This window comes from Streptomyces sp. NBC_00388 (genome assembly GCF_036061255.1).
In the GTDB taxonomy this organism is placed as follows: Bacteria; Actinomycetota; Actinomycetes; order Streptomycetales; family Streptomycetaceae; genus Streptomyces.
Map to the genome: position 1 here is coordinate 944,614 of NZ_CP107948.1, position 23,344 is coordinate 967,957.

Here is a 23,344-nt window from a genome sequence, read left to right on the forward strand (position 1 = left end):
AGCCACCGGAACGGCCGCGTCGTCCGCGGTTCCCTGGCGAAAATCGATTGCCCCGAAGCGTGGTGGAGCGCGAACCTTGCACGGTTTGAGCCCGTCATCGACTTCTGGGACCCCATGCAGATTCGCGATCTTCCCTATCCGGACCCAGGCGATCCCGACGTCCGGTCAGGCCCGCGCTTCCTCTACTGGCTCGGGCGCAACCAGCTCGGCGGTCAGTGCCGGTCGCTCGCCTGGGGGCTGCTGCACCAGTGCGGGATCGCCGGGCTGCCCCTGGCCGTCGGCTTCGCCGTCCAGGCGGTGGTGGACCGGTCGGGGGGCCGGCTGGCCCTGTCCGGCGGTCTGATCATGCTGCTCGGCGCGGTGATCGCACTGGGCGACACCATGCTGCACCGGACCGCGGTCACCAACTGGATCACCGCTGCGGCACGCGTCCAGCAGCTGCTCGCCCGGAAGACCGCCGAGCTGGGTTCGGCCCTGACCCGGAGGGTCGCCGCCGGGGAGGTCGTCGCGGTGTCCACGGGCGACGTGGAGAAGATCGGCTGGTTCGTCGAGGCGCTCTCGCGCTTCCTCGCCGCGGCCACCGTGCTGGTCGTCATCTGTGCCGGTCTGCTCCTCTACCTGCCCCCGCTCGGCATCGTGGTGGCGCTCGCCATGCCCGTACTGGCGCTGGCCGTCCTGCCGTTGCTGTCCACCGCCACCGCGCGGGCCGACGTCCAGCGGGAGAAGGCGGGCCGGGCGACCGAGCTGGCGGCCGACACCGTCGCGGGGCTGCGGGTGCTGCGCGGTATCGGGGGTGAGGAGCTCTTCCTCGGCCGGTATCGCAGCGCTTCCCAGGAGGTGCGCAGGGCAGCCGTGCGCAGCGCCCGGATGTGGGCGCTGATCTCGGGGATCCAGGTGCTGCTGCCGGGGCTGCTGCTGATCGGTGTGGTCTGCTACGGGGCCCGGCTGGCCGCCGGGGGGCGGATCGAGGTCGGACAGCTCGTCACCGTGTACAGCGCGGTGACACTGCTGCTCTTCCCGCTGCGGCACTTCCAGGAGATCGCCATGGCGTACTCCTTCTCCCGGCCGTCCGCGAAACGGGCGGCGCGGGTACTGGCGCTGGAGCGCACGGCGTACGGGCACACGGCCGCCGGGACCGGGGCGTCGGCGCGGCCGTACGGCGATCTCTTCGACCCGGTGACCGGACTGCTCGCGCCGGCCGGTGAGTTCACCGCTGTCGTGTGCGGCGATCCGGACGCGGCGGGTGCCCTGGCCGAACGGCTCGGCGGGCATCCGACCGCCGTCGAGGACGCGGGGACACTGCCGTCGGTGCTGCTCGGCGGGGTCGCGCTCGACGATCTTCCGCTGGACACCGCGCGTACGGCCGTCCTGGTCCAGGACAAGGACCCGGTGCTGCTGTCCGGCACCCTGAGCGAGCTGCTGGACGTGCCCTCGTCCGGCCAGGTCCGGGCCGCCGAGGCGCTGGCCGCCGCACAGTGCGCGGACGTGCTCCAGGCACTGTCCCAGGCCGCCGTCGAACCGGGCGGCGATCCGCTGCGGACCAGGATCACCGAACGCGGCCGGTCGCTCTCCGGCGGGCAGCGGCAGCGGCTGGCGCTGGCGCGTTCGCTGGTGACCGACCCGGAGGTGCTGGTGCTCGACGAGCCGACGTCGGCGGTCGACTCGCACACCGAGGCGCGGGTCGCCCGGGGGGTGAAGGAGCTGCGTGCGGGCCGTACGACGGTGGTCCTCGCCTCGTCGCCGCTGCTGCTCGACCACGCCGACCGGGTGGTCTTCGTGCACGGGGGAACCGTCGCCGCCACCGGCCCCCACCGGGAACTGCTGCACGGAGACGCCCGGTACCGCGCTGTCGTCACCCGTCATCCCGGAGGGGAAGCGGACAGCTCAGACGTCGCGGGCGGGCTGCCCGGAGCCAGGAACGCGGGTACGGCTCCCGCAGGACCACCCGCCCCACCCGCTCTCGCAGACATCGAGGAGTCGGCATGACCGGCGTCGCACCCCCCGCCCACGACCCGGCCGCGCCGGAGACGGCGACCACGCTGCCCGTCGGCACCCCCGCCACGGTGCGGGCCTACGTACGGGAGTTGCTGCGCCGTCACCGCCGTGCGTTCGCCGTGCTCATCGGGGCCAACGCCATCGCGGTGACCGCCTCACTGGCCGGCCCCTACCTCCTGGGCGGTCTCGTCGAGGACCTCTCGGACGGCAAGCACGAACTCCATCTGGTGCGCGTCGCGGTGGTGTTCGCCATTGCCCTGGCCGTCCAGACCTTCTTCGTCAGACTGACGGGGCTGCGCGGCGCGATGCTCGGCGAGCAGATGCTGGCCGACCTGCGCGAGGACTACCTCGTACGGTCGGTCGCACTGCCTCCCGGAGTCCTGGAACGGGCCGGAACAGGCGATCTGCTGTCGCGCATCACCACCGACATCGACCGGCTCGCGAACGCGATGCGCGAAGCGGTACCGCAGCTGGCGATCGGGGTGGTGTGGGCGGGGCTGCTGATCGGCGCCCTGACGGTCACCGCGCCACCGCTCGCGCTCGCCGTGCTGGTCGCGCTGCCCGTGCTGGTCACCGGGTGCCGCTGGTACTTCAAGCGGGCGCCGTCCGCCTACCGTTCGGAGGCCGCGGGATACGCGGCCGTCGCCGCGGTGCTCGCCGAGACGGTGGACGCGGGCAGGACCATCGAGGCGCACCGCCTGGGGGCCCGCCGGGTGGCGCTCTCCGAGCAGCGAGTCGCGCAGTGGACGGCGTGGGAAAGGTACACGCTCTGGCTGCGGTCGGTCCTCTTCCCGGTCATCAACGTCACCTATGTGACCATCCTCGGCGCGGTGCTGATGCTCGGCGGGGTCTTCGTCCTCCAGGGCTGGATCAGCGTAGGACAGCTCACCACGGGGGCCCTGCTCGCTCAGATGATGGTCGACCCCGTGGGGCTGATCCTGCGCTGGTACGACGAGCTCCAGGTCGCCCAGGTGTCGCTGGCCCGGCTCGTCGGGGTGCGGGAGATCGAACCCGACGCCGGGGACGGGTCGGTCGGCCCCGACGGGCGTGCGGTACGCGCCGACGCGGTGCGCTTCGGCTACCGGGAGGGAGTCGACGTACTGCACCGGGTGACCCTGGATGTGGCTCCCGGCACGCGGATGGCGCTGGTCGGGCCGTCCGGCGCGGGCAAGTCCACGCTGGGCCGGCTGCTGGCGGGGATCTACGCACCGCGCACCGGAGCGGTCACGCTCGGGGGTGCGGAGCTCTCCCGGATGCCCGCGGAGCGGGTGCGGGAGCAGGTCGCGCTGGTGAACCAGGAGCACCATGTCTTCGTGGGCTCCCTGCGGGACAATCTGCTGCTGGCCAGGGCGGGCGCGGACGACGCGGAGCTGTGGGCTGCCCTCGGCGCGGTCGACGCCCGCGGCTGGGCCGCCGCGCTGGACGGGGAGCTGGACACCGAGGTGGGCTCGGGGGGCCTGGCCCTCACCCCGGCGCAGGCCCAGCAGGTCGCGCTGGCCCGTCTGGTGCTCGCCGACCCGCACACCCTGGTGCTCGACGAGGCGACGTCGCTGCTCGACCCGCGTGCTGCCCGCCACCTGGAGCGTTCACTGGCCCGGGTGCTCGACGGACGCACAGTGGTGGCGATCGCCCACCGGCTGCACACCGCGCACGACGCGGATGTGATCGCGGTGGTCGAGGAAGGACGCATCAGCGAGCTGGGCAGCCATGACGAGCTGGTCGCGGCGGACGGCGCCTACGCGGCGCTGTGGCGGTCCTGGCACGGGTGAGCGGCGGGGCCGGGGGCGGAGATGCGCCCGGCCCCGGGCCCGCAGGTCCCGGCCTGCGCGTCCCGGTCCTGCGCGTCCCGGCCCACAGGATCCGTCCACGCAGCGCTCAGATGACGCCGAGCGCGAACGCGCAGCTGACCCCGCCCGCCACCATGAACACCGGCATCAGCACCTTGAGCTCCACCCAGCTGCCCGCCCGGAACCGCATGAACTTGGGCGGCCCCACATGGCGCCAGTGCTTGCGGCCGAGCGGTATCGGCCAGAAGATCGGGCAGCCCGAGACCGTGATGGCGTCACCGATGTCGTGGACCAGGGCTCCGAGGACGACCGGCAGCCCCAGCCACATGTAGGTCTGGTGGGGGCCGGTGAAGAACCAGTCCGCACCGTTGCCCGGCTGGTCCAGGATGTCGGCCAGTATCCACGCGCCGGCGGCGCCCAGCAGCCACACCAGCACGGTACTGCTGGAGGGACGCGCCGCCCGCCAGAGCAGTCCCTCGATGGCGAGCACCAGATGGACGAAGAGAATGCCGAGGACCGCCCAGCGCCCGCAGTAGATCGCCAGGGCGGAGGCTCCCGCCCCGAGCAGGACCGCCCACAGCCACGTGTGCGTGAGCGTCCGGTGACCGCCCGCCTTGCGGGGGTCCCCCTTGCCGCGCGTCGCCTTGTAGACGATGCCCGCCAGCCCGTCCACGACGGCGCACAGCCCATGGGACAGGGGGCCGAACGCCGTGGAGATCGTCGCGGCCTTGTGATCCAGGTCAGGAGCCAGGGCGGCCCCGGCGGTGATCAGCGCGCCCACCACCAGTACCGGCCAGGGCATCGGGTGTCCGTACGCGGTCGCCGCCGCCCCCACCCCCAGCCAGGCTGCTGCTCCTGACAGCGAGTGCGCCGGTCCCATCATGGTTCGTTCCGCCCCGTTTTCCGTTGTACCGAAGCCCAGTTGAGGGCTGCCGAAAAGGGAAGCGTATCGCTCGTGATCTTCGTGCGGGCAGCCGGTTCCCCCTCCGGGGAGGAAGGCAGGCAAGATGGAGGTGTGACCCTTATCGATCAGCTCCCCACGACCGCCGATCCCGACGCTCTCTTCGAGGCTTTCTCGTCGTGGGCGGAGGGTCAGGGCATCACGCTCTATCCGGCTCAGGAGGAGGCGCTGATCGAGGTGGTGTCCGGGGCCAACGTGATCCTCTCGACCCCCACCGGCTCGGGAAAGAGCCTGGTGGCGGCGGGTGCCCACTTCACCGCGCTGGCGCAGGACAAGGTCACCTTCTACACCGCGCCCATCAAGGCACTGGTCTCGGAGAAGTTCTTCGACCTGTGCAAGCTCTTCGGCACCGAGAACGTCGGCATGCTCACCGGCGACGCGTCGGTGAACGCGGACGCCCCGGTCATCTGCTGCACGGCGGAGGTGCTGGCCTCGATCGCCCTGCGCGACGGCAAGTACGCCGACATCGGCCAGGTCGTGATGGACGAGTTCCACTTCTACGCCGAGCCCGACCGGGGCTGGGCGTGGCAGATCCCGATCCTGGAGCTGCCGCAGGCGCAGTTCATCCTGATGTCCGCGACCCTCGGTGACGTCGCCCGGTTCGAGACGGACCTGACGCGGCGCACCGGCCTGCCGACCTCCGTGGTGCGCTCCGCGAACCGCCCGGTACCGCTCTCGTACGAGTACCGGCGCACCCCGATCACCGAGACGCTGACCGAACTGCTGGAGACCAAGCAGTCGCCCGTCTACATCGTGCACTTCACCCAGGCCGCTGCGGTCGAGCGCGCGCAGTCGCTGATGAGCATCAACATGTGCAGCCGGGAGGAGAAGGACCGGATCGCCGATCTCATCGGCAGCTTCCGCTTCACCACCAAGTTCGGGCAGAACCTCTCGCGCTACGTACGCCACGGGATCGGTGTCCACCACGCCGGCATGCTCCCCAAGTACCGACGCCTGGTGGAGAAGCTGGCGCAGGCGGGCCTGCTGAAGGTCATCTGCGGTACGGACACCCTGGGCGTGGGGGTCAACGTGCCCATCCGCACGGTGCTGTTCACGGCGCTGACGAAGTACGACGGGACGCGCGTCCGCACCCTCCGTGCCCGGGAGTTCCACCAGATCGCGGGCCGCGCGGGCCGGGCCGGGTTCGACACCGCCGGTTTCGTCGTGGCGCAGGCGCCCGAGCACGTCGTCGAGAACGAGAAGGCGCTCGCCAAGGCGGGCGACGACCCGAAGAAGCGCCGCAAGGTGGTGCGCAAGAAGGCTCCCGAGGGCTTCATCGCCTGGAGTGACACCACCTTCGAGAAGCTGATCGCCGCCGATCCGGAGCCGCTGACCTCTCGGTTCCGGGTCACCCACACCATGCTGCTCTCGGTGATCGCCCGGCCGGGCAACGCCTTCAAGGCCATGCGTCACCTCCTGGAGGACAACCACGAGCCGCGCAAGGCGCAGCTGCGGCACATCCGCCGCGCCATCGCCATCTACCGCTCGCTGCTCGACGGAGGTGTGGTGGAGCAGCTGGACGCTCCGGACGCCGAGGGCCGCATCATCCGGCTCACCGTCGACCTCCAGCAGGACTTCGCGCTCAACCAGCCGCTGTCCACCTTCGCGCTGGCCGCGTTCGACCTGCTGGACGCCGAGTCACCCTCCTACGCCCTGGACATGGTCTCGGTGGTCGAGTCGACGCTGGACGACCCGCGCCAGATCCTCGCCGCCCAGCAGAACAAGGCGCGCGGTGAGGCGATCGGGCAGATGAAGGCCGACGGGATGGAGTACGAGGAGCGCATGGAGCGGCTCCAGGAGGTCACGTACCCGAAGCCGCTCGAAGAGCTGCTGGTGCACGCGTACAACGTCTACCGCACGAGCCACCCGTGGGTCGGCGATCACCCGGTCTCCCCGAAGTCGGTCATCCGTGACATGTACGAACGGGCCATGACCTTCACCGAGTTCACCTCGCACTACGAACTCGCCCGTACCGAGGGCATCGTGCTGCGGTATCTCGCGGGTGCGTACAAGGCGCTGGACCACACCATCCCGGACGACCAGAAGTCCGAGGACCTCCAGGACCTCATCGCCTGGCTGGGCGAGCTGGTCAGGCAGGTGGACTCCAGCCTGCTCGACGAGTGGGAGCAGCTGGCCAACCCGGAGGTGGAGAGCGCGGAGCAGGCCGCGGAACGGGCCGACCAGGTGAAGCCGGTCACCGCCAACGCCCGTGCGTTCCGGGTCCTGGTGCGCAATGCCATGTTCCGCAGGGTGGAGCTGGCGGCGCTGGACAACGTGGCCGCGCTCGGCGAGCTGGACGGCGACGCGGGATGGGACGAGGACGCCTGGGGCGAGGCGATGGACGCGTACTGGGACGAGTACGACGACCTGGGAACAGGACCGGACGCGCGCGGTCCCAAGCTGCTGATCATCGAGGCGGACGAGGCGAACACCTCGCACGGGCTGTGGCGCGTGCGGCAGATCTTCGCCGACCCGAACGGCGACCACGACTGGGGCATCAGCGCGGAGGTGGATCTCGCGGCCTCCGACGAGGAGGGCCGTGCGGTCGTCCGCGTCACCGCCGTCGGCCAGCTGTGAGCAGGCCGGCCACTGTGACCTGGGAGGACACCGAATGACCAATCCCACGGAGAAGCTGATCGACCTGCTCGACCTGGAGCAGATCGAGGTCGACATCTTCCGCGGCCGCAGCCCGCACGAGTCCCTGCAGCGGGTCTTCGGCGGACAGGTCGCGGGGCAGGCCCTGGTGGCCGCGGGCCGTACCACCGACGGTGAGCGGCCGGTGCACTCGCTGCACGCGTACTTCCTGCGTCCGGGCAGGCCCGGGGTGCCGATCGTCTACCAGGTGGAACGGGTCAGGGACGGCCGTTCGTTCACCACCCGCCGGGTGACCGCGGTCCAGCAGGGCCGCACGATCTTCAATCTGACGGCGTCCTTCCACCGGCCGGAGGAGGGCAGCTTCGAGCACCAGGCCCCGCCGGGCCGCGACGTCCCGGACCCGGAGTCGCTGCCGACGGTAGCCGAGGAGATCCGCGAGCACCTGGGCGAGCTGCCCGAGGCGCTGGAGCGGATGGCCCGCAGGCAGCCCTTCGAGATCCGTTACGTGGACCGGCTGCGCTGGACCCCCGAGGAGATCAAGGGCGCCGATCCGCACAGCGCGGTGTGGATGCGCGCGGTCGGGCCGCTCGGTGACGACCAGCTCATCCACACCTGCGCACTCACCTACGCCAGCGACATGACGCTGCTGGACGCGGTCCGCATCCCGGTCGAACCGCTGTGGGGGCCGCGCGGTTTCGACATGGCGTCGCTGGACCACGCCATGTGGTTCCACCGCCCGTTCCGTACGGACGAGTGGTTCCTCTACGACCAGGAGTCGCCGATCGCGACCGGCGGCCGTGGGCTGGCCCGCGGGCGGATCTTCGACCGCGCGGGGAATCTGCTGGTATCGGTCGTCCAGGAGGGGCTGTTCCGCAGGCTCGGCGCCTGACCCGGGCGGGACGGCGCCGGGTGGTCAGGCAGTCGGGCTAAGCGACAGGGCACCCATTCCGGACTTCTCATACGATATGATCATGTCCCAAGCGATGTGGTGTTCTGTCAGGATCCGTGCGGTGTTGGCCGTTTCTCTGCCCGCATTGGTACTCGTCCCCCTCTCACCGGCCGCCCGCGCCGACAGCCGGCCCGCGCCGCGACCGGCCGCGGACAGCGGCGTGTCCGCGCTGTACCGCACCGGAGTCCAGGTCTCCGCCGGAACCCCCGGACTGCCCGCGGCGACAGCTCTGTCCTGGATGGTGACCGATGTGCGGACCGGCCGGGTCCTGGCCGCCAAGGACGCACACCGGAAGCTCCCGCCGGCCAGCACGCTCAAGACGCTCTTCGCGCTGGCCGTACTGCCGAAGTTCCCCCCGCAGGAAGTGCACCGGGCGGCCGGCCCGGACCTCACGGGGCTCCAGCCGGGCAGCAGCCTGGTCGGCATCAGGGAAGGCACCCGGTACACGGTCGCCGACCTGTGGCGCGGGGTGTTCCTGGCCTCGGGCAACGACGCGGTGCACACCCTGGCGGTGATGAACGGCGGGCTGCCCGCCACCATCAAGGACATGCAGGCCGCCGCCCGCCGGATCGGTGCGCGCGACACGGTCGTCAAGTCCGCCGACGGGTACGACACCCCGGGGCAGCACTCCTCGGCGTACGACCTGTCCGTGATCGCCCGCGCGGGGCTGACCAATCCGGAGTTCCGGCGTTTCGCCTCCACCAGGACGGCCAGGTTCCCGGCGTCGGGAGGCCCCGGTGCGTTCGGCATCCAGAACACCAACCGGCTGCTCGTGGGGTCCCACGGGGTCGAGAAGTACCCCGGCCTGCTCGGGGTGAAGAACGGCTACACGACCGAGGCGGGCAACACCCTGGTCACCGCAGCCCAGCGGAACGGGCGCACCCTGCTGGTGACCGTGATGAACCCGCAGTCGGGACAGCCGAACGACGCCTACAACGAGACCCGGTCCCTGCTCGACTGGGGTTTCTCCACCGCGCCCACCGCGTCCCCGGTGAGCGTGCTGCCGGCGCTCCGCCCGGCGCAGCCCACGTCCCCGGCCGGCACCCCGGTGCCCGCGTCGCACGCCCCCGCTGTCGCGGCGTCACAGGCCTCGCACGTATCGGTCTCGGGCCGGACCGCGCTCGCCTTCGCGGGCGGGCTGGCCGCAGCGGCACTGGCCTGCGCTCTCCTGGTCGGCCGGCGGCGCGCCCGCCGGCAGCGGCACGGATCGTCCTGAGGCGGTGAACGGGCGCGGCGGGGGCCGTCGCCTGGGCTCCGCAGGTCTCTGGAACAGTACGTACCACCGACCTAGACAGGAGCTTGCTGATGAACCTGTACGACATCCCGCTGCGCACCCTGACCGGCGACCCGACGTCCCTGGCCGACTACCGGGGCAAGGCGGTGCTGCTGGTGAACGTGGCCTCCAAGTGCGGTCTCACCCCGCAGTACGCCGGTCTCGAAAAGCTTCAGCAGCAGTACGGGGAGCGCGGGTTCTCCGTCATCGGCGTGCCCTGCAACCAGTTCGCCGGCCAGGAGCCGGGCAGCGCGGAGGAGATCCGGACGTTCTGCTCGGCCTCGTACGGCGTGACGTTCCCGATGCTGGAGAAGACCGACGTCAACGGCGCCGGACAGCACCCGCTCTACGCGGAGCTGACGCGGGTGGCCGACGGCGCGGGTGAGGCCGGGGACGTCCAGTGGAACTTCGAGAAGTTCCTGATCTCCCCCGCGGGCGAGGTCGTCTCGCGGATCCGCCCGCGCACGGAGCCGGAGGCGCCGGAGGTCGTGGCGGCCATCGAGGCGCAGCTCCCGGCCTGACCCGCGGCGGCCATCCCGCGCGGGACAGGCCTGCGGAGGTGGTCCTCCGCAGGCCTGTCCCGGTGTCCGGCCGGATCAGCGGATCGGCATACCCGCCAGGGTCCTGGCGATCACCAGGCGCTGGATCTCGCTGGTGCCCTCGAAGATCGTGTAGATCGCGGCGTCGCGGTGCATCCGCTCGACCGGGTACTCGCGGGTGTAGCCGTTGCCCCCGAGGATCTGGATGGCCTGGGCCGTGACCTTCTTGGCCGTCTCGCTCGCGTACAGCTTGGACATGGAGCCCTCGGCGGCGGTGAACGGCTTGTTCGCCGCTGCCATCCAGGAGGCGCGCCAGACCAGCAGGCGGGCCGCGTCGATCTGCGTCCGCATGTCGGCGAGCTGGAAGGCGACGCCCTGGTTGTCGATGATGGGGCGGCCGAACTGGGTGCGGGTCTTCGCGTAGTCCAGCGCGACCTCGTACGCGGCGCGGGCAGTGCCGACCGCCATGGCGCCGACCGCGGGGCGGGAGGCCTCGAAGGTCGCCATCGCCGCGTTCTTCACCCGCTCGCCGCCGCCCTGCTTCGCCCGCTCCCGGGCGCGGGCCAGCCGCTCGTCCAGCTTCTCCTTGCCGCCGAGCAGGCAGTGGCCCGGCACCCGGACGTCCTCCAGGACGACCTCGGCCGTGTGGGAGGCGCGGATGCCGTGCTTCTTGAACTTCTGGCCCTGCGAGAGGCCGGGCGTCCCCGGCGGCACGATGAACGAGGCGTGTCCCTTGGAGCCGGCATCGGGGTCGACGACGGCGACCACGACATGGACGTTGGCGATGCCGCCGTTGGTCGCCCAGGTCTTGGTGCCGTTGAGCACCCACTCGTCCTTGGCCTCGTCGTACACGGCGCGGGTCCGCATCGACGCGACGTCCGAACCGGCGTCGGGCTCGGACGAGCAGAAGGCCGCGACCTTCACGTCGGCCGCGTCGCCGTACATCTGCGGTATCCAGGTGCCGATCTGCTCCTCGGTACCGTTGGCGAGCACGCCCACTGCGGCCAGGCCGGTGCCGACGATCGACAGGGCGATGCCCGCGTCGCCCCAGAAGAGCTCCTCCATGGCCACCGGGATGCCGAGACCGGTCGGGTCGAAGAACTGCTGGGCGTAGAAGTCGAGCGAGTAGATGCCGACCTTGGCCGCCTCCTGGATCACCGGCCAGGGCGTCTCCTCACGCTCGTCCCACTCGGCGGCAGCCGGGCGGATGACGTCGGCGGCGAACCCGTGGATCCAGTCGCGGACCTCCTTCTGGTCATCGTTGAGTTCGAGCGTGAACTCGGCCATGTCCCCTCCAGCACTGCGTTCCATCGACTTGTTACTTGCGGTAACCGCAGTCTGTTACTGGCAAGTAGGAGCTGTCAACCTCCGCGTTCGCGCCCGGCACGCGCCCCCGGCCGGGTGTTACGTTTCGACGGGGGCCGGATCAATCGGCGGACGTCGTACGGGTCCGCGTCACAGAGCCAGGATCGCAGGGCGGGGAAGAGGTACCCATGGGGACCACACAGGCCACACAGGCCAGACAGCAGCGCTCGGCGCACAGCCGCCGCCGGGAGCTGCTGGAGGCCGCCGACCGGGTCGTACTGCGGGACGGCCCCAGGGCGTCGATGAACGCCATCGCCGCGGAGGCGGGCATCACCAAGCCCATTCTCTACCGGCACTTCGGCGACAAGGGCGGCCTCTACCGCGCGCTCGCCAAGCGCCACACCGACGCACTGCTGAGCGCGCTGCGGGCGGCGCTGGACGCCCCGGCCGGGCGCCGCGAGCGGGTCGAGGCCACGCTGGACACCTATCTGGCGGCGATCGAGGCCAGACCGCAGGTCTACCGCTTCCTGATGCACCCGGCCGACGCCGGGCACCAGCCCGAGCAGGCCTTCGACGTCGGGCTCCACTCGGCGCCGCTGCTGCGCAGGCTCGGCGAGGAACTGGCCAAGGTGATCGCCGAACGCGTCGACCTCGGGCCGGGGAGCGAGCAGCTGGCCCGGGTCTGGGGCCACGGGATCGTCGGGATGATGCACGCGGCGGGCGACTGGTGGCTCGGCGAACGCCCCTGCCCCCGGGAGCAGTTGGTCAGCAGCCTGGCCGACCTCCTCTGGGGCAGGCTCGCTGCCGCCACCGACCGCGCGGGCGGGCCGGGCTTCTGACTCACCGGCAGGGTCAGCCGGAACCGGGGTCTGATCCGGACGGGTGATCCTGACGGCTCCGTGCCGCCCTCCGGACGGCCCGCAGGGCCCGGCCGCGGCGCCAGCCGGACAGCCGGTCCGTGTACATCAGGCCGTCGAGGTGGTCGCACTCGTGCTGGAGGCAGCGGGCGAAGAATCCGGTGCCGCTGACCAGGACCGGATCGCCGGTCACCGAGAACCCCTCGACGACGGCGCGGTCGAAGCGGGGGGTGCCCGCCTCGATACCGGGCAGCGAGAGGCAGCCCTCGGGTCCGCGCACGGTGACCCCGTCCGCCTCCACCAGCCGGGGGTTGACCAGGTGTCCGAGATGGCGGACGTCCTCGTCGTCCGGGCAGTCGTAGACGAACACCCGCAGCCCGACACCGATCTGATTCGCCGCGAGGCCGACACCCCGCGCCGCGTACATCGTCGCGAACATGTCCTCGACGAGCCGGGCGAGTGCGGCGTCGAAGCCGGCCACCGGCTCGCAGGGCGCGTGCAGCACGGGATCGCCGTGCGGACTCATCGTCCGCACGGCTCCGGAACTGCCGGGGATCGGGCGGTTTCGCATGGCGGCAAGCGTACGTTCCCGCCGGAACAGCGCCGCCCCGGTGGTGCCGAGGTCGGGCGGACGGCCGGATCTCGATAGGCTGAGCCCCGCGCCGACGCAAGGAGGATCTAGGACGATGGACGGCAACACGGAGCCGCTGTCGCCGCGGGCCAAGCTGGCCGTGACGGCAGGCAAGGCCGCGGCAGCGGTATCGCGCGCCGCGGGGCGCGGCAGCGGATCGGTGATCGGCGGCAAGGTCGCACTGCGGCTCGACCCCGACCTGCTCGGGCGCCTCGCCCAGCACCTGGACGTGATCCTGGTATCGGCGACCAACGGCAAGACGACGACCACCCGGCTCATCGCCGAGGCGCTGCGGGCCGCGGGCCCGGTCGTCTCGAACGCCCTGGGCGCCAACATGCCCGCGGGCATCACCTCCGCACTGGCCGGCGGCTCCGACGCGCGCTTCGGCGTGATCGAGGTCGACGAGAAGTACCTCGCAGGGGTCGCACGCGACACGACGCCGAAGGCGATCGCCCTGCTGAACCTCTCCCGGGACCAGCTCGACCGGGCGGGCGAGACCCGCATGCTGGCCGAGAAGTGGCGCGAGGGGCTGGCCGGGACGAAGGCCGTGGTGATCGCCAACGCCGACGACCCCCTGGTGGTGTGGGCCGCTTCGTCCTCCCCCACCGTGGTCTGGGTCGCGGCGGGCCAGGAGTGGAAGGACGACGCCTGGTCGTGCCCGTCCTGCGGCGGTGTGCTCCAGTGGCCGAACGACGAGTGGTTCTGCGCCGACTGCGGTTTCCGCCGCCCGGCGCCCAGTTGGGCCCTCTCGGGTGACTACGTCCTCGATCCGCACGGCTCCGCCTGGCCGATCCACCTCCAGCTGCCGGGCCGGGCGAACAAGGCGAACGCGACCACGTCGGCCGCCGTCGCCGCGACCTTCGGCGTGCCGCCGCAGGTCGCCCTGGAGCGGATGTACGGCGTGCAGGCCGTCGCTGGGCGCTACGACGTGGTGTCGTTCCTCAGCCGCGAGGTGCGGCTGCTGCTCGCCAAGAACCCGGCCGGCTGGCTGGAGACGTTCTCCCTGATCGACCCGCCGCCCACCCCGGTGATCCTCGCCGTCAACGCCCGTGGCGCCGACGGCACCGACACCTCCTGGCTCTGGGACGTCGACTACACCCGGCTGTCGGGCCACCCGATCTTCGTGATCGGCGACCGCAAGCTGGACCTCGCGGTCCGGCTGGAGGTGGCAGGGCTGCAGTTCCGGGTCTGCGAGACGGTGGACGAGGCGGTGCAGTACGCCCCGCCCGGCCGTATCGAACTGATCGCCAACTACACCGCGTTCCAGGACGTGCGCCGCCGCGTCGGCAACTGACCTCAGAGGAAACGATGATGAGTGACAACAGCCTGCGTCTGGTGTGGGTCTACCCGGACCTGCTGAGCACCTACGGCGACCAGGGCAACGCACTGGTGGTGGAGCGCCGGGCCCGCCAGCGCGGCCTCGACGTGACCCGTGTCGACGTCCGCAGCGACCAGCCGGTTCCCACGTCCGGCGACATCTATCTGATCGGCGGCGGTGAGGACCGGCCGCAGCGGCTGGCTTCCGAGCGGCTGCGCAGGGACGGCGGCCTCAGCAGGGCCGCCTCCAACGGCGCGATCATCTTCTCGGTCTGCGCCGGGTACCAGATCCTCGGCCACGAGTTCATCAACGACCTCGGCGAGCGGGAACCGGGCCTCGGACTGCTCGACGTCATCTCGACCCGCGGCGAGGGCGAGCGCTGCGTCGGCGACGTGTACGGCGACATCGACCAGCGGCTGGGCCTGCCGCCGCTGACCGGCTTCGAGAACCATCAGGGCATCACCCACCTCGGGCCGACCGCCCGTCCGTTCGCCCGCGTCCAGCTGGGCCGGGGCAACGGCACGGGCGACGGCACCGAGGGCGCGTACAACGACACGGTCTTCGGTACCTACATGCACGGCCCGGTGCTGGCCCGCAACCCGCTCATCGCCGACCTGCTGCTCAAGCTGGCCCTGGATGTCAACGCGCTGCCGCCGACCGACGACCGCTGGTACGAGGCGCTGCGGGCCGAGCGGATCGCGGTGGCAACGCAGCCCGCATGAGGCCTGATACGTACATCTGAGCGGCGTCCAGCAGGCGGACGCCCGGTACGTCTCCCTCGCCCTCCGCCGGTAGGGTGACGGGGATCCAGCCCGGACGACGTGGTCCGGTCACAAGCCCACGTTGCAAAGGTAAGTCGGGCAATGCGAATTGGTGTGCTCACCTCCGGCGGCGACTGCCCCGGCCTGAACGCCGTCATCCGCTCGGTCGTGCACCGCGCCGTCGCCGACCACGGGGACGAGGTCATCGGCTTCCACGACGGGTGGAAGGGTCTGCTTGAGTGCGACTACCGCAAACTCGACCTCGACGCCGTGGGCGGCATTCTGGCGCGCGGCGGCACGATCCTCGGCTCCTCGCGGGTGCAGCCCGCGCATCTGCGCGACGGTGTGGAGCGCGCCCGGGGCCATGTCGCCGATCTTGGCCTCGACGCGATCATCCCGATCGGCGGCGAGGGCACCCTCAAGGCCGCCCACCTCCTCTCCGAGGCCGGGCTGCCGATCGTGGGAGTGCCGAAGACCATCGACAACGACATCGCGTCGACCGACGTCACCTTCGGCTTCGACACGGCCGTCGGGGTGGCGACCGACGCGCTGGACCGGCTGAAGACCACTGCCGAATCGCATCAGCGCGTGCTGATCGTGGAGGTCATGGGACGCCACACCGGCTGGATCGCGCTGCACTCGGGCATGGCGGCCGGCGCGCACGCCATCGTCGTCCCGGAGCGTCCGTTCGACATCGGTGAGCTCACCGAGCTGGTCGGCCGCCGCTTCTCCGCGGGAAAGAAGTTCGCGATCGTGGTGGTCGCCGAGGGCGCCAAGCCCCGTGAGGGCTCGATGAGCTTCGACGTGGGCGCCAAGGACATGTACGGCCACGAGCGCTTCGCGGGTGTCGCCAGGCAGCTCTCCATCGAGCTGGAGGAGCGCCTCGGCAAGGAGGCCCGTCCGGTGATACTGGGCCATGTGCAGCGTGGTGGCACCCCCACCGCGTACGACCGCGTCCTGGCCACCCGGTTCGGCTGGCACGCGGTGGAGGCAGCGCACCGCGGCGCGTTCGGCATGCTGACGGCCCTGCACGGCACGGAGATCACCATGGTGCCGCTGGCGCAGGCCGTGGAGACCCTCAAGACGGTACCGGCCGAGCGGTACGCGGAAGCCGAGTGCGTCCTCTGATCGTTCCCCATTCGCCCGATACAGTACGAACTGCCCCCGGTCGCAGCTGCGACCGGGGGCAGTTCTACTCTGGTGCGGACATCAGGCACGAATCAGGAGTGAGTGGATGGACCACAGCGGGCACGGCATGACGATGGACCTGCCGCCGTTCACGCTGGGACGGGGGCTGGGTCTCTCCGCGGACCCGTTCTTCCTGATCGGCTGCCTGCTGGGTCTCGCCCTGTACGGCTGGGGGGTGGTGCGGCTGCTCCGGCGCGGTGACAGCTGGCCTGTCCACCGGATCGTGCTCTTCGTCGTGGGTGTGCTGACCGTCGCCCTGACCATGTGCACCAAGCTGAACGACTACGGCATGGTCATGTTCAGTGTGCACATGGTGCAGCACATGATCATCAGCATGCTCTCCCCCATCCTGCTACTGCTCGGCGCGCCGGTGACCCTGGCCCTGCGCGCGCTGCCGGTGGCGGGCCGGGGCAACCGCAAGGGACCGCGGGAGCTGCTGCTGATGCTGCTCCGGAGCCGCTACATGCGGATCATCACGCACCCGGCGTTCACCATCCCGCTGTTCATCGCGAGCCTCTACGGCCTGTACTTCACCCCGCTCTTCGACTTCCTGATGGGTTCGAAGACCGGGCACATCGCGATGATGGTCCACTTCCTCTTCGTGGGCCTGGTGTTCTTCTGGCCGATCATGGGCGTCGACCCGGGCCCGCACCGGCCGGGCTACATCATGCGGATGCTGGAGCTGTTCGCCGGGATGCCCTTCCACGCGTTCTTCGGGATCGCGCTGATGATGGCGACCGAGCCGATGGTGCAGGTGTACAAGCACCCGCCGGTCTCCCTCGGCATCGACGCGCTCTCCGACCAGGAGGCCGCGGGCGGTATCGCCTGGGCGTTCAGTGAGATCCCGTCCGTGCTGGTCCTGATCGCGCTGGTCTTCCAGTGGTACAGCTCCGAGCAGCGGGTCTCGCGGCGCTCCGACCGGGCCGAGGACCGCAACGGAGACAAGGAGCTGGCGGCCTACAACGCCTACCTGGCGTCACTCCAGGCCCGCGGCCAGTAGCGGAGAAGGCCCCTGCCGGGCGACGATGGCCCTCCACCCCCGAGGAGGAGCGGCCATGCCCGGTTCTGTGAAAGCGATGGGTGTCATCACCGTGGGAGCCCTGGTGGCGGTGACGGGATATTCGGTGGCACTCGGCAGCAACGGCTGGCTGTGGTTCGGCTGGGTGCTGCTGGGGCTGGTGTCCATCGCGATGATCGCTTCGCGCGGCAGCGGCTGAGCGGGCCGGCCCGGCGGCTCAGAAACGGAAGACCGGGCCGGTCGCCGCGTCGAGCGAGCAGGCGTTGGCGAAGGTCCGGGCCCAGTGCGTGGGGCGGCCGCCCCAGGTCCCGCCGACCGTGACGAGGACCGGGTCGGACTGCCTGGTGCAGGCCCGGGGCTCGCCGTCGAGGTGGTCGAAGCGCCCGCCTGCCCGCTGGAGAGCGCGGCAGGCGGCTGCGGCCTCCGGGTGCGCACCCTCGTCCTCCTCCGGCGCGCACCGGAGCAGGACACTGCGGTCCCGGTCGGGGTGCGCCTGCGGGTCGACGGTGAGGACGAGTCCACCGGGACGGATGGGCGGCGCTCCGGCTGCCTGCGCGGGCACTGCCGCTGCGAGGGCGGCCAGCAGAGTCGCTGCGGCGGACATCCTGCGGGGGCGCATCAGGGCCTCCTGGAACTCGGCACAAGGGTAGGAGACAAGCGGATCCGGCCCCCGCACCGACGGCAAGTCGCCACGCTGTCCGGTCACCCGTTCGGCTCCGCCCTTTCCACCCGAACGGACGTCCCGCGGTCCCGGCCGGCCCCGGACGGGGTTCCGGAGCGAATGGTGGGGCAGCTACTGTGCGTCGGCACGGAGCGACGGGGAGGCGGGATCGCGTTTGTTTTACTACATCCTGAAATACGCCGTGATCGGACCGCTGCTGAGGCTGCTGTTCCGGCCCAGGATCGAAGGGCTCGATCACATTCCGGAGGAGGGCGCCGCGATCGTCGCGGGCAACCATCTGTCCTTCTCCGATCATTTCCTGATGCCGGCCGTCCTGAGCCGGCGCATCACCTTCCTCGCGAAACAGGAGTACTTCACAGGTCCGGGCATCAAGGGGCGCCTGACGGCCGCCTTCTTCCGCAGCATCGGGCAGATCCCGGTGGACAGGTCGGGCAAGGAGGCGGGCCGGGCCGCGGTCCGCGAGGGGCTCGGGGTGCTGTCCAGGGGGGAACTGCTGGGCATCTACCCGGAGGGCACCCGCTCGCACGACGGCAGGCTCTACAAGGGCAAGGTCGGGGTTGCCGTGATGGCCATCCAGGGCCGGGTCCCGGTGGTGCCGTGCGCCATGGTGGGCACCTTCGAGATCCAGCCGCCAGGGCAGCGGATGCCGAAGATCAGGCGGGTCACCATCCGCTTCGGGAAGCCGCTGGACTTCTCCCGCTATGCGGGCATGGAGAACGAGAAGGTGGCGCTGCGCGCCGTCACCGACGAGATCATGTACGCGGTCCTCGGGCTCTCCGGCCAGGAGTACGTCGACGCGTACGCCGCGGACGTGAAGGCAGCGCAGCCGGGCAAGGAGCCGCGCAAGCCGCACTGACGCCGGATCGGCTGTGGGCAGAATCGTCTGGCCCGGAGCGCGGTGAGGACCGTAGCGTCGGGCCCATGAGCAGCAGGGGAAGCGTTTTCGTACTCGGAGCCACAGGGCAGATCGGGCGCGCCGCGGTGCGCGCGCTCGTCTCGGACGGATGGGATGTGCGGGCCGCTTCACGCGGGGGCCACGATGACGGCCTGCCCGGCGGCGTGCGCGCGGTGCGCGTCGACCGGGACGGCGAGGGCGAGCTGGCGGCGGCCCTCGGGGACGGCTGCGATGTGCTGGTCGACATCGTCGCGTACGGAGCGGACCATGCCCGGCAGCTGACGGGCCTCGCGGACCGGATCGGCTCGGCGGTGGTGATCTCCAGTGGCGCGGTCTACGCGGACGGGGAGGGGCGCAGTTTCGACACCCAGGACGAGCCGGACGGCTTCCCGCGCTATCCGGTGCCGATTCCCGAGAGCCAGCGCACGGTCGACCCGGGCCCGGCTACATACGGCACCCGCAAGGTGGCACTGGAGCGGGAGCTGCTGGCGGCCGAAGGGACGCTGCCGGCGACCCTGGTGCGGGCCGGCGCCGTCCACGGACCGGGTGGCCGTTCGCCGCGCGAGCTGTACTTCGTGAAGCGCGCACTCGACGGCCGCCCCGTCCGTGTCCTCGCGCACGGCGGGCGGAGCCGCTTCCACCCCGTGCATGTCTCCAACCTCGCCGAGATGATCCGGCTCGCGGCGCTGCGCCCGGGGTCGCGGGTGCTGAACGGCGCGGATCCGGACGCACCGACGGTCGCCGAGATCAGTGCCGCGGTGGACGGGGCCATGGGCGTGCGGAGCGAGTTGGTGCTGATCGAGGGGGCCGCCCCGGTGGGCAACACCCCGTGGGGTGTCGATCACCCGGTGGTGTACGACATGTCCGCCGCCGAGCGGGAGTTGGGCTACCGCCCGGTGACCGGGTACGCCGAATCGCTGCCCGCGACCGTCGAGTGGCTGACGGACCGGCTCCGGGGCGGGGACTGGCGTGCGGCCTTTCCCGCGATGGCCAGGACCTACGACCCGCACCTCGACCTGTTCGACTACGCGGCGGAGGACGCCTGGCTGGGGAGCCGCTGACCACGCGGCCCCCCGGCACGGGCTGTTACGGCTTCGGTGTGGCGTGCGGGGCGCACGTCACGTCGTGGCGGTCGGTGCTGCCGGTGAGCAGATAGCTGTCCACCCGGCTGTTGATGCACGGATTGACCAGGCCGGTCACCCCGTGCGAGCCGGCGTCCTTCTCCACGATGAGGCGTGAGCCCTTGAAGCGCTTGTGCAGTTCGACGGCTCCAGGGAACGGTGTGGCGGCGTCACGGGTCGACTGCACGATGAGTACGGGCGGGAGTCCCTTGCCGGTACGGACGTCCACCGGCTTCTGCTGCTTCGCGGGCCAGGTGGCGCACGGGAGGTTCATCCAGGCATTCGACCAGGTAAGGAATGGATTGTCCTTGTTGAGCCGGGTGTTGTCCCGGTCCCATGTCCGCCAGTCGGTCGGCCACTTCGCGTCGGCGCACTCGACCGCGGTGTAGACGGCCGTGCCGTTCTCCGCCGACACATTGCCCGCGGTGTCCGACATATCGGGTCCCGCGGCATCGATCAGGGGCTGGGGGTCTCCGGCGAGGTACTGGCTCCACGCCTTGGCAACCGGCGCCCAGGAGGAGTCGTAGTAGGGCGCGTTCTGGAAGAATCCGAGGAGTTCCGCGGGGCCCACGGTCCCGCCGATCGGATGCTTCTTGGCCGCCGCCCGCAGCTTCACCCACTGCTGCTCGACCGCTGCCGCCGTCCTGCCGATATGGAAGGAGGCGTCGTTCGCCGCGACCCAGTTCTGCCAGTCGCGCCAGCGGCCCTGGAACGCCACATCCTGGTTGAGATTCGCCTCGTACCAGATGTTCGACTGCTTCGGGTCGACCACACTGTCGACGATCATCCTCCGGACATGGTCCGGGAAGAGCGTGCCGTACACCGCGCCGAGATAGGTCCCGTAGGAGACACCCAGGTAGTTGAGCTTCTTCTCACCGAGCGCCGCCCTGATGACGTCCAGGTCACGCGCGGTGTTCAGGGTGGTCAGATACGGCAGCATCGCGCCGCTGCGCTGCTCGCAGCCGTCCGCGTACCGGGCGGCGAGCTTGCGCTGCACCCGTTTGTCGGCCGGGCTGTCCGGGACCGGGTCGGCCTTGGGGGCGCTGACGTACTTCTGCGGGTCGATGCAGGAGACCGGTGCCGAGTGACCGACGCCGCGCGGGTCGAAGCCCACGAAGTCGTACGCCTTGGCGGTGTTGACCCAGAGTGCGCTGCCGGTGGTGGTCCTGGCGGGAAAGCGCATGCCCGATGCGCCGGGGCCGCCGGGGTTGTAGACGAGGGAGCCCTGCCGTTCCGCCTTGCTGCCGGTGCTCACGGCGCGGTCCACCGCGAGTTCGACCGTCCGGCCGTCCGGGTGTGCGTAGTCGACCGGCACGGTCACCCAGCCGCACTGGATGGGCTTCGCGAGCGCCCAGTCAGCAGGGCAGTCCCGCCAGTCGATTCCCGCCTTCGCCGCGCGCGCTGCGGCGACCGCGGCTCCGCGCGCCTCCGAACCGGCACGGCCGCGCCCGTCGGCGGTGGCGGGCGCCGCCATCGCGCCCGCTATGAGAGTCGCCGCGGCCAGAGCGCCGGCCGAGCCGAGCACTGCGGTGCGTCTCACGTAGTACCTCCCCCTGTCCGAAGCGCCGTTCGCACGGCGCCCTCCAGTACGTCCCGGGGATCCTTTCCTGTGAACAGTCCCTGACAACAGGGCGCACAGGCGTTCTTTGCCAACCCGAAATGCGGAGAGGGCTGTCCCGGTCAGCGGTACACCGGCCGCCCGTGGCCGGTAACGGCCGGCCGGACCGGGCGCCACATCCCGCGATGCGGGAGCGGGCCGCGGAGGTTGGCCCGCGTGGAGGAGAAATCCCGCCACCCGGAGCCGAGTTGCCCCGGCACACAGGCACTCGCACCACGGGGCAATCCGTACGCGTGCATGCGCACGAACCGTGGTGAACCGCTCCACCAACACCTTCACCGAGCGTGACACCGGCCCCGGTCCGCCTTTCGGCGGTGGCCGGTACTCCGATGGACGCCGACCGGACGGCGTAGGAGGGGGGTGATCAGGCGATCGCGCCGAGTTGCGCATCGCACCGGCGCACTGCCCCCGGCCGGCTGCTCCGCCCCAGGTCGGAGCCCTGGGCGCGCGGAACCGGAGGGCTCTCGGCGCACGGTGTCCACTCGAACAGGCCAGCGGCGACGAGACTCACGATGCGGCGCGGCCACCCGGGAATCCGCCGGGCCATGGGTGAAGATCCGGGAGACGACAAGCCCCCGCCACCACGGTGGGGCGGTCCGGGCGGACGCCGAGTCCTGCCGCCGTACCCGGATGTCTGGTCGACACGAACGGATCGGCAGGAGTGGAGGACCCAGGCAGTCCGGGGCGACAGTGACGTCGTCCCTCGGGGTGAAGCCGCCGGGCGGGACGGCCGACTCGATCAGTCGGCCACCCTGCCGGACGGCCGGGCAACTTCGCCGGCCCGAACCCGACAGGTCATCCTTCACAGGCGGTTTGCGAAGGGTTTCACATGACCGCGCAGATTCACGTCCCGTCCCTGCTCGCCCGGGCCGGAACGGCCTCGGCCCTCACTCTCGCCGCAGTCGCGGGGACCTCACTGGCACCGGGAGCGAGCGTGGCGGCCCAAGCCGCCGAACACGCCGCCCAGGCCGTGCAGATCGCGGCTTCCAAGGAGGGATCGCCCTACCAGTGGGGGGCGACGGGGCCGTCGCGCTTCGACTGTTCGGGGCTGACGCTCTACTCGTTCAAGAAGGTCGGCAAAACGCTGCCGCGCACCGCCCAGGCCCAGTACAACCGCGTGCGCCATATCCCGGCGTTCAGCCGGCACCGCGGTGACCTGGTGTTCTTCCACTACGGCCGGAGCGTCTACCACGTCGGCATCTACGCCGGACACGGCAAGATCTGGCACTCCCCAAAGACCGGAGCTGTGGTCAGACTGGAGCACATCTGGTCCAGGAGCGTCTGGTACGGCCGGGTGGGCTGAGTACCGGAGGCGGCTGCGGCAGGGGGCCGTTCAGCCCTGGGCCGTGACGGTCCAGGGCAGGGCGATCCATACCGTCTTGCCGCCTTCCCGCGTGGGTGTGACGGTCAGCCGGCCGCCGTTCTCCGCTGCCAGCCAGCGGATGATGACCATGCCCCGGCCGTTGTCCTGCTGCACGGCGGCGGGCAGCCGCTGGGGCCAGCGCGGATGGCTGTCGGTCACGCCCACGCACAGCCGCTCGTCCCGCTCCAGGACGGCCTCCACCGTGAAGGTGGGGGACGCGCCGAAGGTGTGCTGGACGGCGTTGGTCGCGAGCTCCGAGACGATCAGCCGGATGGTGTCCGCCAGCTCCGCGTCGGAGGGCAGCCCCCATTCGGTGAGCACACGGGCCACGAATGTGCGGGCTGCCGGGACCGATGCCGGCTCGCTCGGCAGGGTGACGGATGCTTCCTGGTGGTCTGCCATAACGGCCTGTCCCTTTCCCACCGATACCGGCGCGGCCCCGTGACGGATGTCCTGCGAGGGCGGCCTCAGGTGGTGGTGCGTGCCAG

At 71.1% G+C, this 23,344-nt stretch carries 21 protein-coding genes; 15 read left to right on the forward strand and 6 right to left on the reverse strand.

Annotation, left to right across the window (positions count from 1 at the left end):
• Positions 1-114 precede the first annotated feature (114 nt).
• Both OG917_RS04270 and OG917_RS04275 read left to right on the forward strand, forming a co-directional pair.
• Positions 115-1,986, forward strand: a complete 1,872-nt coding sequence (locus OG917_RS04270) for an ABC transporter ATP-binding protein (protein WP_328316172.1) — start codon at positions 115-117, stop codon at positions 1,984-1,986.
• Complete coding sequence (locus OG917_RS04275; RefSeq protein WP_328316173.1) at positions 1,983-3,764, forward strand: ABC transporter ATP-binding protein; 1,782 nt, start codon at positions 1,983-1,985, stop codon at positions 3,762-3,764. The genes OG917_RS04270 and OG917_RS04275 overlap by 4 nt, the downstream gene beginning before the upstream one ends.
• Positions 3,765-3,870: 106 nt before the next feature.
• Here the strand turns inward: OG917_RS04275 and OG917_RS04280 are convergent, their stop codons facing one another.
• Positions 3,871-4,665, reverse strand: a complete 795-nt coding sequence (locus tag OG917_RS04280; protein ID WP_328316174.1) for a metal-dependent hydrolase — start codon at positions 4,663-4,665, stop codon at positions 3,871-3,873.
• Between the two features lie 132 nt (positions 4,666-4,797).
• Here OG917_RS04280 and OG917_RS04285 point away from each other — a divergent pair, with 132 nt between their 5' ends.
• The 4 genes from OG917_RS04285 (at position 4,798) to OG917_RS04300 (ending at position 10,081) form a co-directional block, all read left to right on the forward strand.
• Positions 4,798-7,320, forward strand: a complete 2,523-nt coding sequence (locus OG917_RS04285; RefSeq protein WP_328316175.1) for a DEAD/DEAH box helicase — start codon at positions 4,798-4,800, stop codon at positions 7,318-7,320.
• Positions 7,321-7,354: 34 nt separating this feature from the next.
• On the forward strand, positions 7,355-8,227 hold the full coding sequence (locus OG917_RS04290) for an acyl-CoA thioesterase (protein WP_328316176.1): 873 nt from the start codon (positions 7,355-7,357) through the stop codon (positions 8,225-8,227).
• A 121-nt stretch (positions 8,228-8,348) separates the two neighbouring features.
• A complete protein-coding gene (locus tag OG917_RS04295) occupies positions 8,349-9,503 on the forward strand; it encodes a D-alanyl-D-alanine carboxypeptidase family protein (protein WP_328316177.1) in 1,155 nt (384 codons plus the stop codon).
• 89 nt (positions 9,504-9,592) lie between these two features.
• Positions 9,593-10,081, forward strand: a complete 489-nt coding sequence (locus OG917_RS04300; RefSeq protein ID WP_328316178.1) for a glutathione peroxidase — start codon at positions 9,593-9,595, stop codon at positions 10,079-10,081.
• Between the two features lie 75 nt (positions 10,082-10,156).
• On the opposite strand, the gene OG917_RS04305 is transcribed toward OG917_RS04300, so the two are convergent.
• A complete protein-coding gene (locus OG917_RS04305; protein WP_328316179.1) occupies positions 10,157-11,386 on the reverse strand; it encodes an acyl-CoA dehydrogenase family protein in 1,230 nt (409 codons plus the stop codon).
• Positions 11,387-11,592: 206 nt separating this feature from the next.
• On the opposite strand from OG917_RS04305, the gene OG917_RS04310 reads away from it, so the two are divergent.
• Entirely contained in the window at positions 11,593-12,243 is a 651-nt protein-coding gene (locus OG917_RS04310) for a TetR family transcriptional regulator (RefSeq protein WP_328316180.1), read from the forward strand.
• A 13-nt stretch (positions 12,244-12,256) separates the two neighbouring features.
• On the opposite strand, the gene def is transcribed toward OG917_RS04310, so the two are convergent.
• Positions 12,257-12,832: a peptide deformylase gene (gene def, locus OG917_RS04315; protein ID WP_328316181.1), complete on the reverse strand. Its 576-nt coding sequence runs from the start codon at positions 12,830-12,832 to the stop codon at positions 12,257-12,259.
• Positions 12,833-12,947: 115 nt separating this feature from the next.
• On the opposite strand from def, the gene OG917_RS04320 reads away from it, so the two are divergent.
• The 5 genes from OG917_RS04320 (at position 12,948) to OG917_RS04340 (ending at position 17,376) form a co-directional block, all read left to right on the forward strand.
• Complete coding sequence (locus tag OG917_RS04320) at positions 12,948-14,186, forward strand: MurT ligase domain-containing protein (protein WP_328316182.1); 1,239 nt, start codon at positions 12,948-12,950, stop codon at positions 14,184-14,186.
• Between the two features lie 17 nt (positions 14,187-14,203).
• Complete coding sequence (locus OG917_RS04325) at positions 14,204-14,932, forward strand: type 1 glutamine amidotransferase (RefSeq protein WP_328316183.1); 729 nt, start codon at positions 14,204-14,206, stop codon at positions 14,930-14,932.
• A gap of 141 nt (positions 14,933-15,073) precedes the next feature.
• The gene (locus OG917_RS04330) at positions 15,074-16,099 is read left to right on the forward strand and encodes a 6-phosphofructokinase (protein WP_328316184.1); all 1,026 of its coding nucleotides are present in this window, start codon (positions 15,074-15,076) and stop codon (positions 16,097-16,099) included.
• A gap of 106 nt (positions 16,100-16,205) precedes the next feature.
• Positions 16,206-17,159: a cytochrome c oxidase assembly protein gene (locus OG917_RS04335; RefSeq protein WP_328316185.1), complete on the forward strand. Its 954-nt coding sequence runs from the start codon at positions 16,206-16,208 to the stop codon at positions 17,157-17,159.
• 55 nt (positions 17,160-17,214) lie between these two features.
• On the forward strand, positions 17,215-17,376 hold the full coding sequence (locus OG917_RS04340; RefSeq protein WP_328316186.1) for a hypothetical protein: 162 nt from the start codon (positions 17,215-17,217) through the stop codon (positions 17,374-17,376).
• 18 nt (positions 17,377-17,394) lie between these two features.
• Here the strand turns inward: OG917_RS04340 and OG917_RS04345 are convergent, their stop codons facing one another.
• The gene (locus tag OG917_RS04345; RefSeq protein ID WP_328316187.1) at positions 17,395-17,796 is read right to left on the reverse strand and encodes an SSI family serine proteinase inhibitor; all 402 of its coding nucleotides are present in this window, start codon (positions 17,794-17,796) and stop codon (positions 17,395-17,397) included.
• A 217-nt stretch (positions 17,797-18,013) separates the two neighbouring features.
• Between OG917_RS04345 and OG917_RS04350 the strand changes: the two genes are divergently transcribed.
• Both OG917_RS04350 and OG917_RS04355 read left to right on the forward strand, forming a co-directional pair.
• Positions 18,014-18,715, forward strand: coding sequence for a lysophospholipid acyltransferase family protein (locus OG917_RS04350; protein WP_328316188.1), 702 nt, complete (start codon positions 18,014-18,016; stop codon positions 18,713-18,715).
• 65 nt (positions 18,716-18,780) lie between these two features.
• On the forward strand, positions 18,781-19,815 hold the full coding sequence (locus tag OG917_RS04355; RefSeq protein WP_328316189.1) for an NAD-dependent epimerase/dehydratase family protein: 1,035 nt from the start codon (positions 18,781-18,783) through the stop codon (positions 19,813-19,815).
• A 25-nt stretch (positions 19,816-19,840) separates the two neighbouring features.
• Here the strand turns inward: OG917_RS04355 and OG917_RS04360 are convergent, their stop codons facing one another.
• Positions 19,841-21,349 (reverse strand): alpha/beta hydrolase, encoded by a 1,509-nt coding sequence (locus OG917_RS04360; RefSeq protein WP_328321650.1) that lies wholly within the window; start codon positions 21,347-21,349, stop codon positions 19,841-19,843.
• 973 nt (positions 21,350-22,322) lie between these two features.
• On the opposite strand from OG917_RS04360, the gene OG917_RS04365 reads away from it, so the two are divergent.
• Positions 22,323-22,796, forward strand: coding sequence for a C40 family peptidase (locus OG917_RS04365; RefSeq protein WP_328316190.1), 474 nt, complete (start codon positions 22,323-22,325; stop codon positions 22,794-22,796).
• 30 nt (positions 22,797-22,826) lie between these two features.
• Here OG917_RS04365 and OG917_RS04370 read toward each other — a convergent pair whose 3' ends face one another.
• The gene (locus OG917_RS04370) at positions 22,827-23,258 is read right to left on the reverse strand and encodes an ATP-binding protein (protein ID WP_328316191.1); all 432 of its coding nucleotides are present in this window, start codon (positions 23,256-23,258) and stop codon (positions 22,827-22,829) included.
• Between the last annotated feature and the right edge of the window lie 86 nt (positions 23,259-23,344).

What these genes read in the sequence shown, in the direction of transcription:
- OG917_RS04270 (WP_328316172.1), top strand. Translation starts at nt 115, where the DNA reads ATGCAGATTCGCGATCTTCCCTATCCGGACCCAGGCGATCCCGACGTC.
- OG917_RS04275 (WP_328316173.1), top strand. Translation starts at nt 1,983, where the DNA reads ATGACCGGCGTCGCACCCCCCGCCCACGACCCGGCCGCGCCGGAGACG.
- OG917_RS04280 (WP_328316174.1), bottom strand. Translation starts at nt 4,665, where the DNA reads ATGATGGGACCGGCGCACTCGCTGTCAGGAGCAGCAGCCTGGCTGGGG.
- OG917_RS04290 (WP_328316176.1), top strand. Translation starts at nt 7,355, where the DNA reads ATGACCAATCCCACGGAGAAGCTGATCGACCTGCTCGACCTGGAGCAG.
- OG917_RS04300 (WP_328316178.1), top strand. Translation starts at nt 9,593, where the DNA reads ATGAACCTGTACGACATCCCGCTGCGCACCCTGACCGGCGACCCGACG.
- OG917_RS04305 (WP_328316179.1), bottom strand. Translation starts at nt 11,386, where the DNA reads ATGGCCGAGTTCACGCTCGAACTCAACGATGACCAGAAGGAGGTCCGC.
- OG917_RS04310 (WP_328316180.1), top strand. Translation starts at nt 11,593, where the DNA reads ATGGGGACCACACAGGCCACACAGGCCAGACAGCAGCGCTCGGCGCAC.
- def (WP_328316181.1), bottom strand. Translation starts at nt 12,832, where the DNA reads ATGCGAAACCGCCCGATCCCCGGCAGTTCCGGAGCCGTGCGGACGATG.
- OG917_RS04320 (WP_328316182.1), top strand. Translation starts at nt 12,948, where the DNA reads ATGGACGGCAACACGGAGCCGCTGTCGCCGCGGGCCAAGCTGGCCGTG.
- OG917_RS04325 (WP_328316183.1), top strand. Translation starts at nt 14,204, where the DNA reads ATGAGTGACAACAGCCTGCGTCTGGTGTGGGTCTACCCGGACCTGCTG.
- OG917_RS04330 (WP_328316184.1), top strand. Translation starts at nt 15,074, where the DNA reads ATGCGAATTGGTGTGCTCACCTCCGGCGGCGACTGCCCCGGCCTGAAC.
- OG917_RS04335 (WP_328316185.1), top strand. Translation starts at nt 16,206, where the DNA reads ATGGACCACAGCGGGCACGGCATGACGATGGACCTGCCGCCGTTCACG.
- OG917_RS04340 (WP_328316186.1), top strand. Translation starts at nt 17,215, where the DNA reads ATGCCCGGTTCTGTGAAAGCGATGGGTGTCATCACCGTGGGAGCCCTG.
- OG917_RS04345 (WP_328316187.1), bottom strand. Translation starts at nt 17,796, where the DNA reads ATGCGCCCCCGCAGGATGTCCGCCGCAGCGACTCTGCTGGCCGCCCTC.
- OG917_RS04355 (WP_328316189.1), top strand. Translation starts at nt 18,781, where the DNA reads ATGAGCAGCAGGGGAAGCGTTTTCGTACTCGGAGCCACAGGGCAGATC.
- OG917_RS04360 (WP_328321650.1), bottom strand. Translation starts at nt 21,349, where the DNA reads ATGGCGGCGCCCGCCACCGCCGACGGGCGCGGCCGTGCCGGTTCGGAG.
- OG917_RS04365 (WP_328316190.1), top strand. Translation starts at nt 22,323, where the DNA reads ATGACCGCGCAGATTCACGTCCCGTCCCTGCTCGCCCGGGCCGGAACG.
- OG917_RS04370 (WP_328316191.1), bottom strand. Translation starts at nt 23,258, where the DNA reads ATGGCAGACCACCAGGAAGCATCCGTCACCCTGCCGAGCGAGCCGGCA.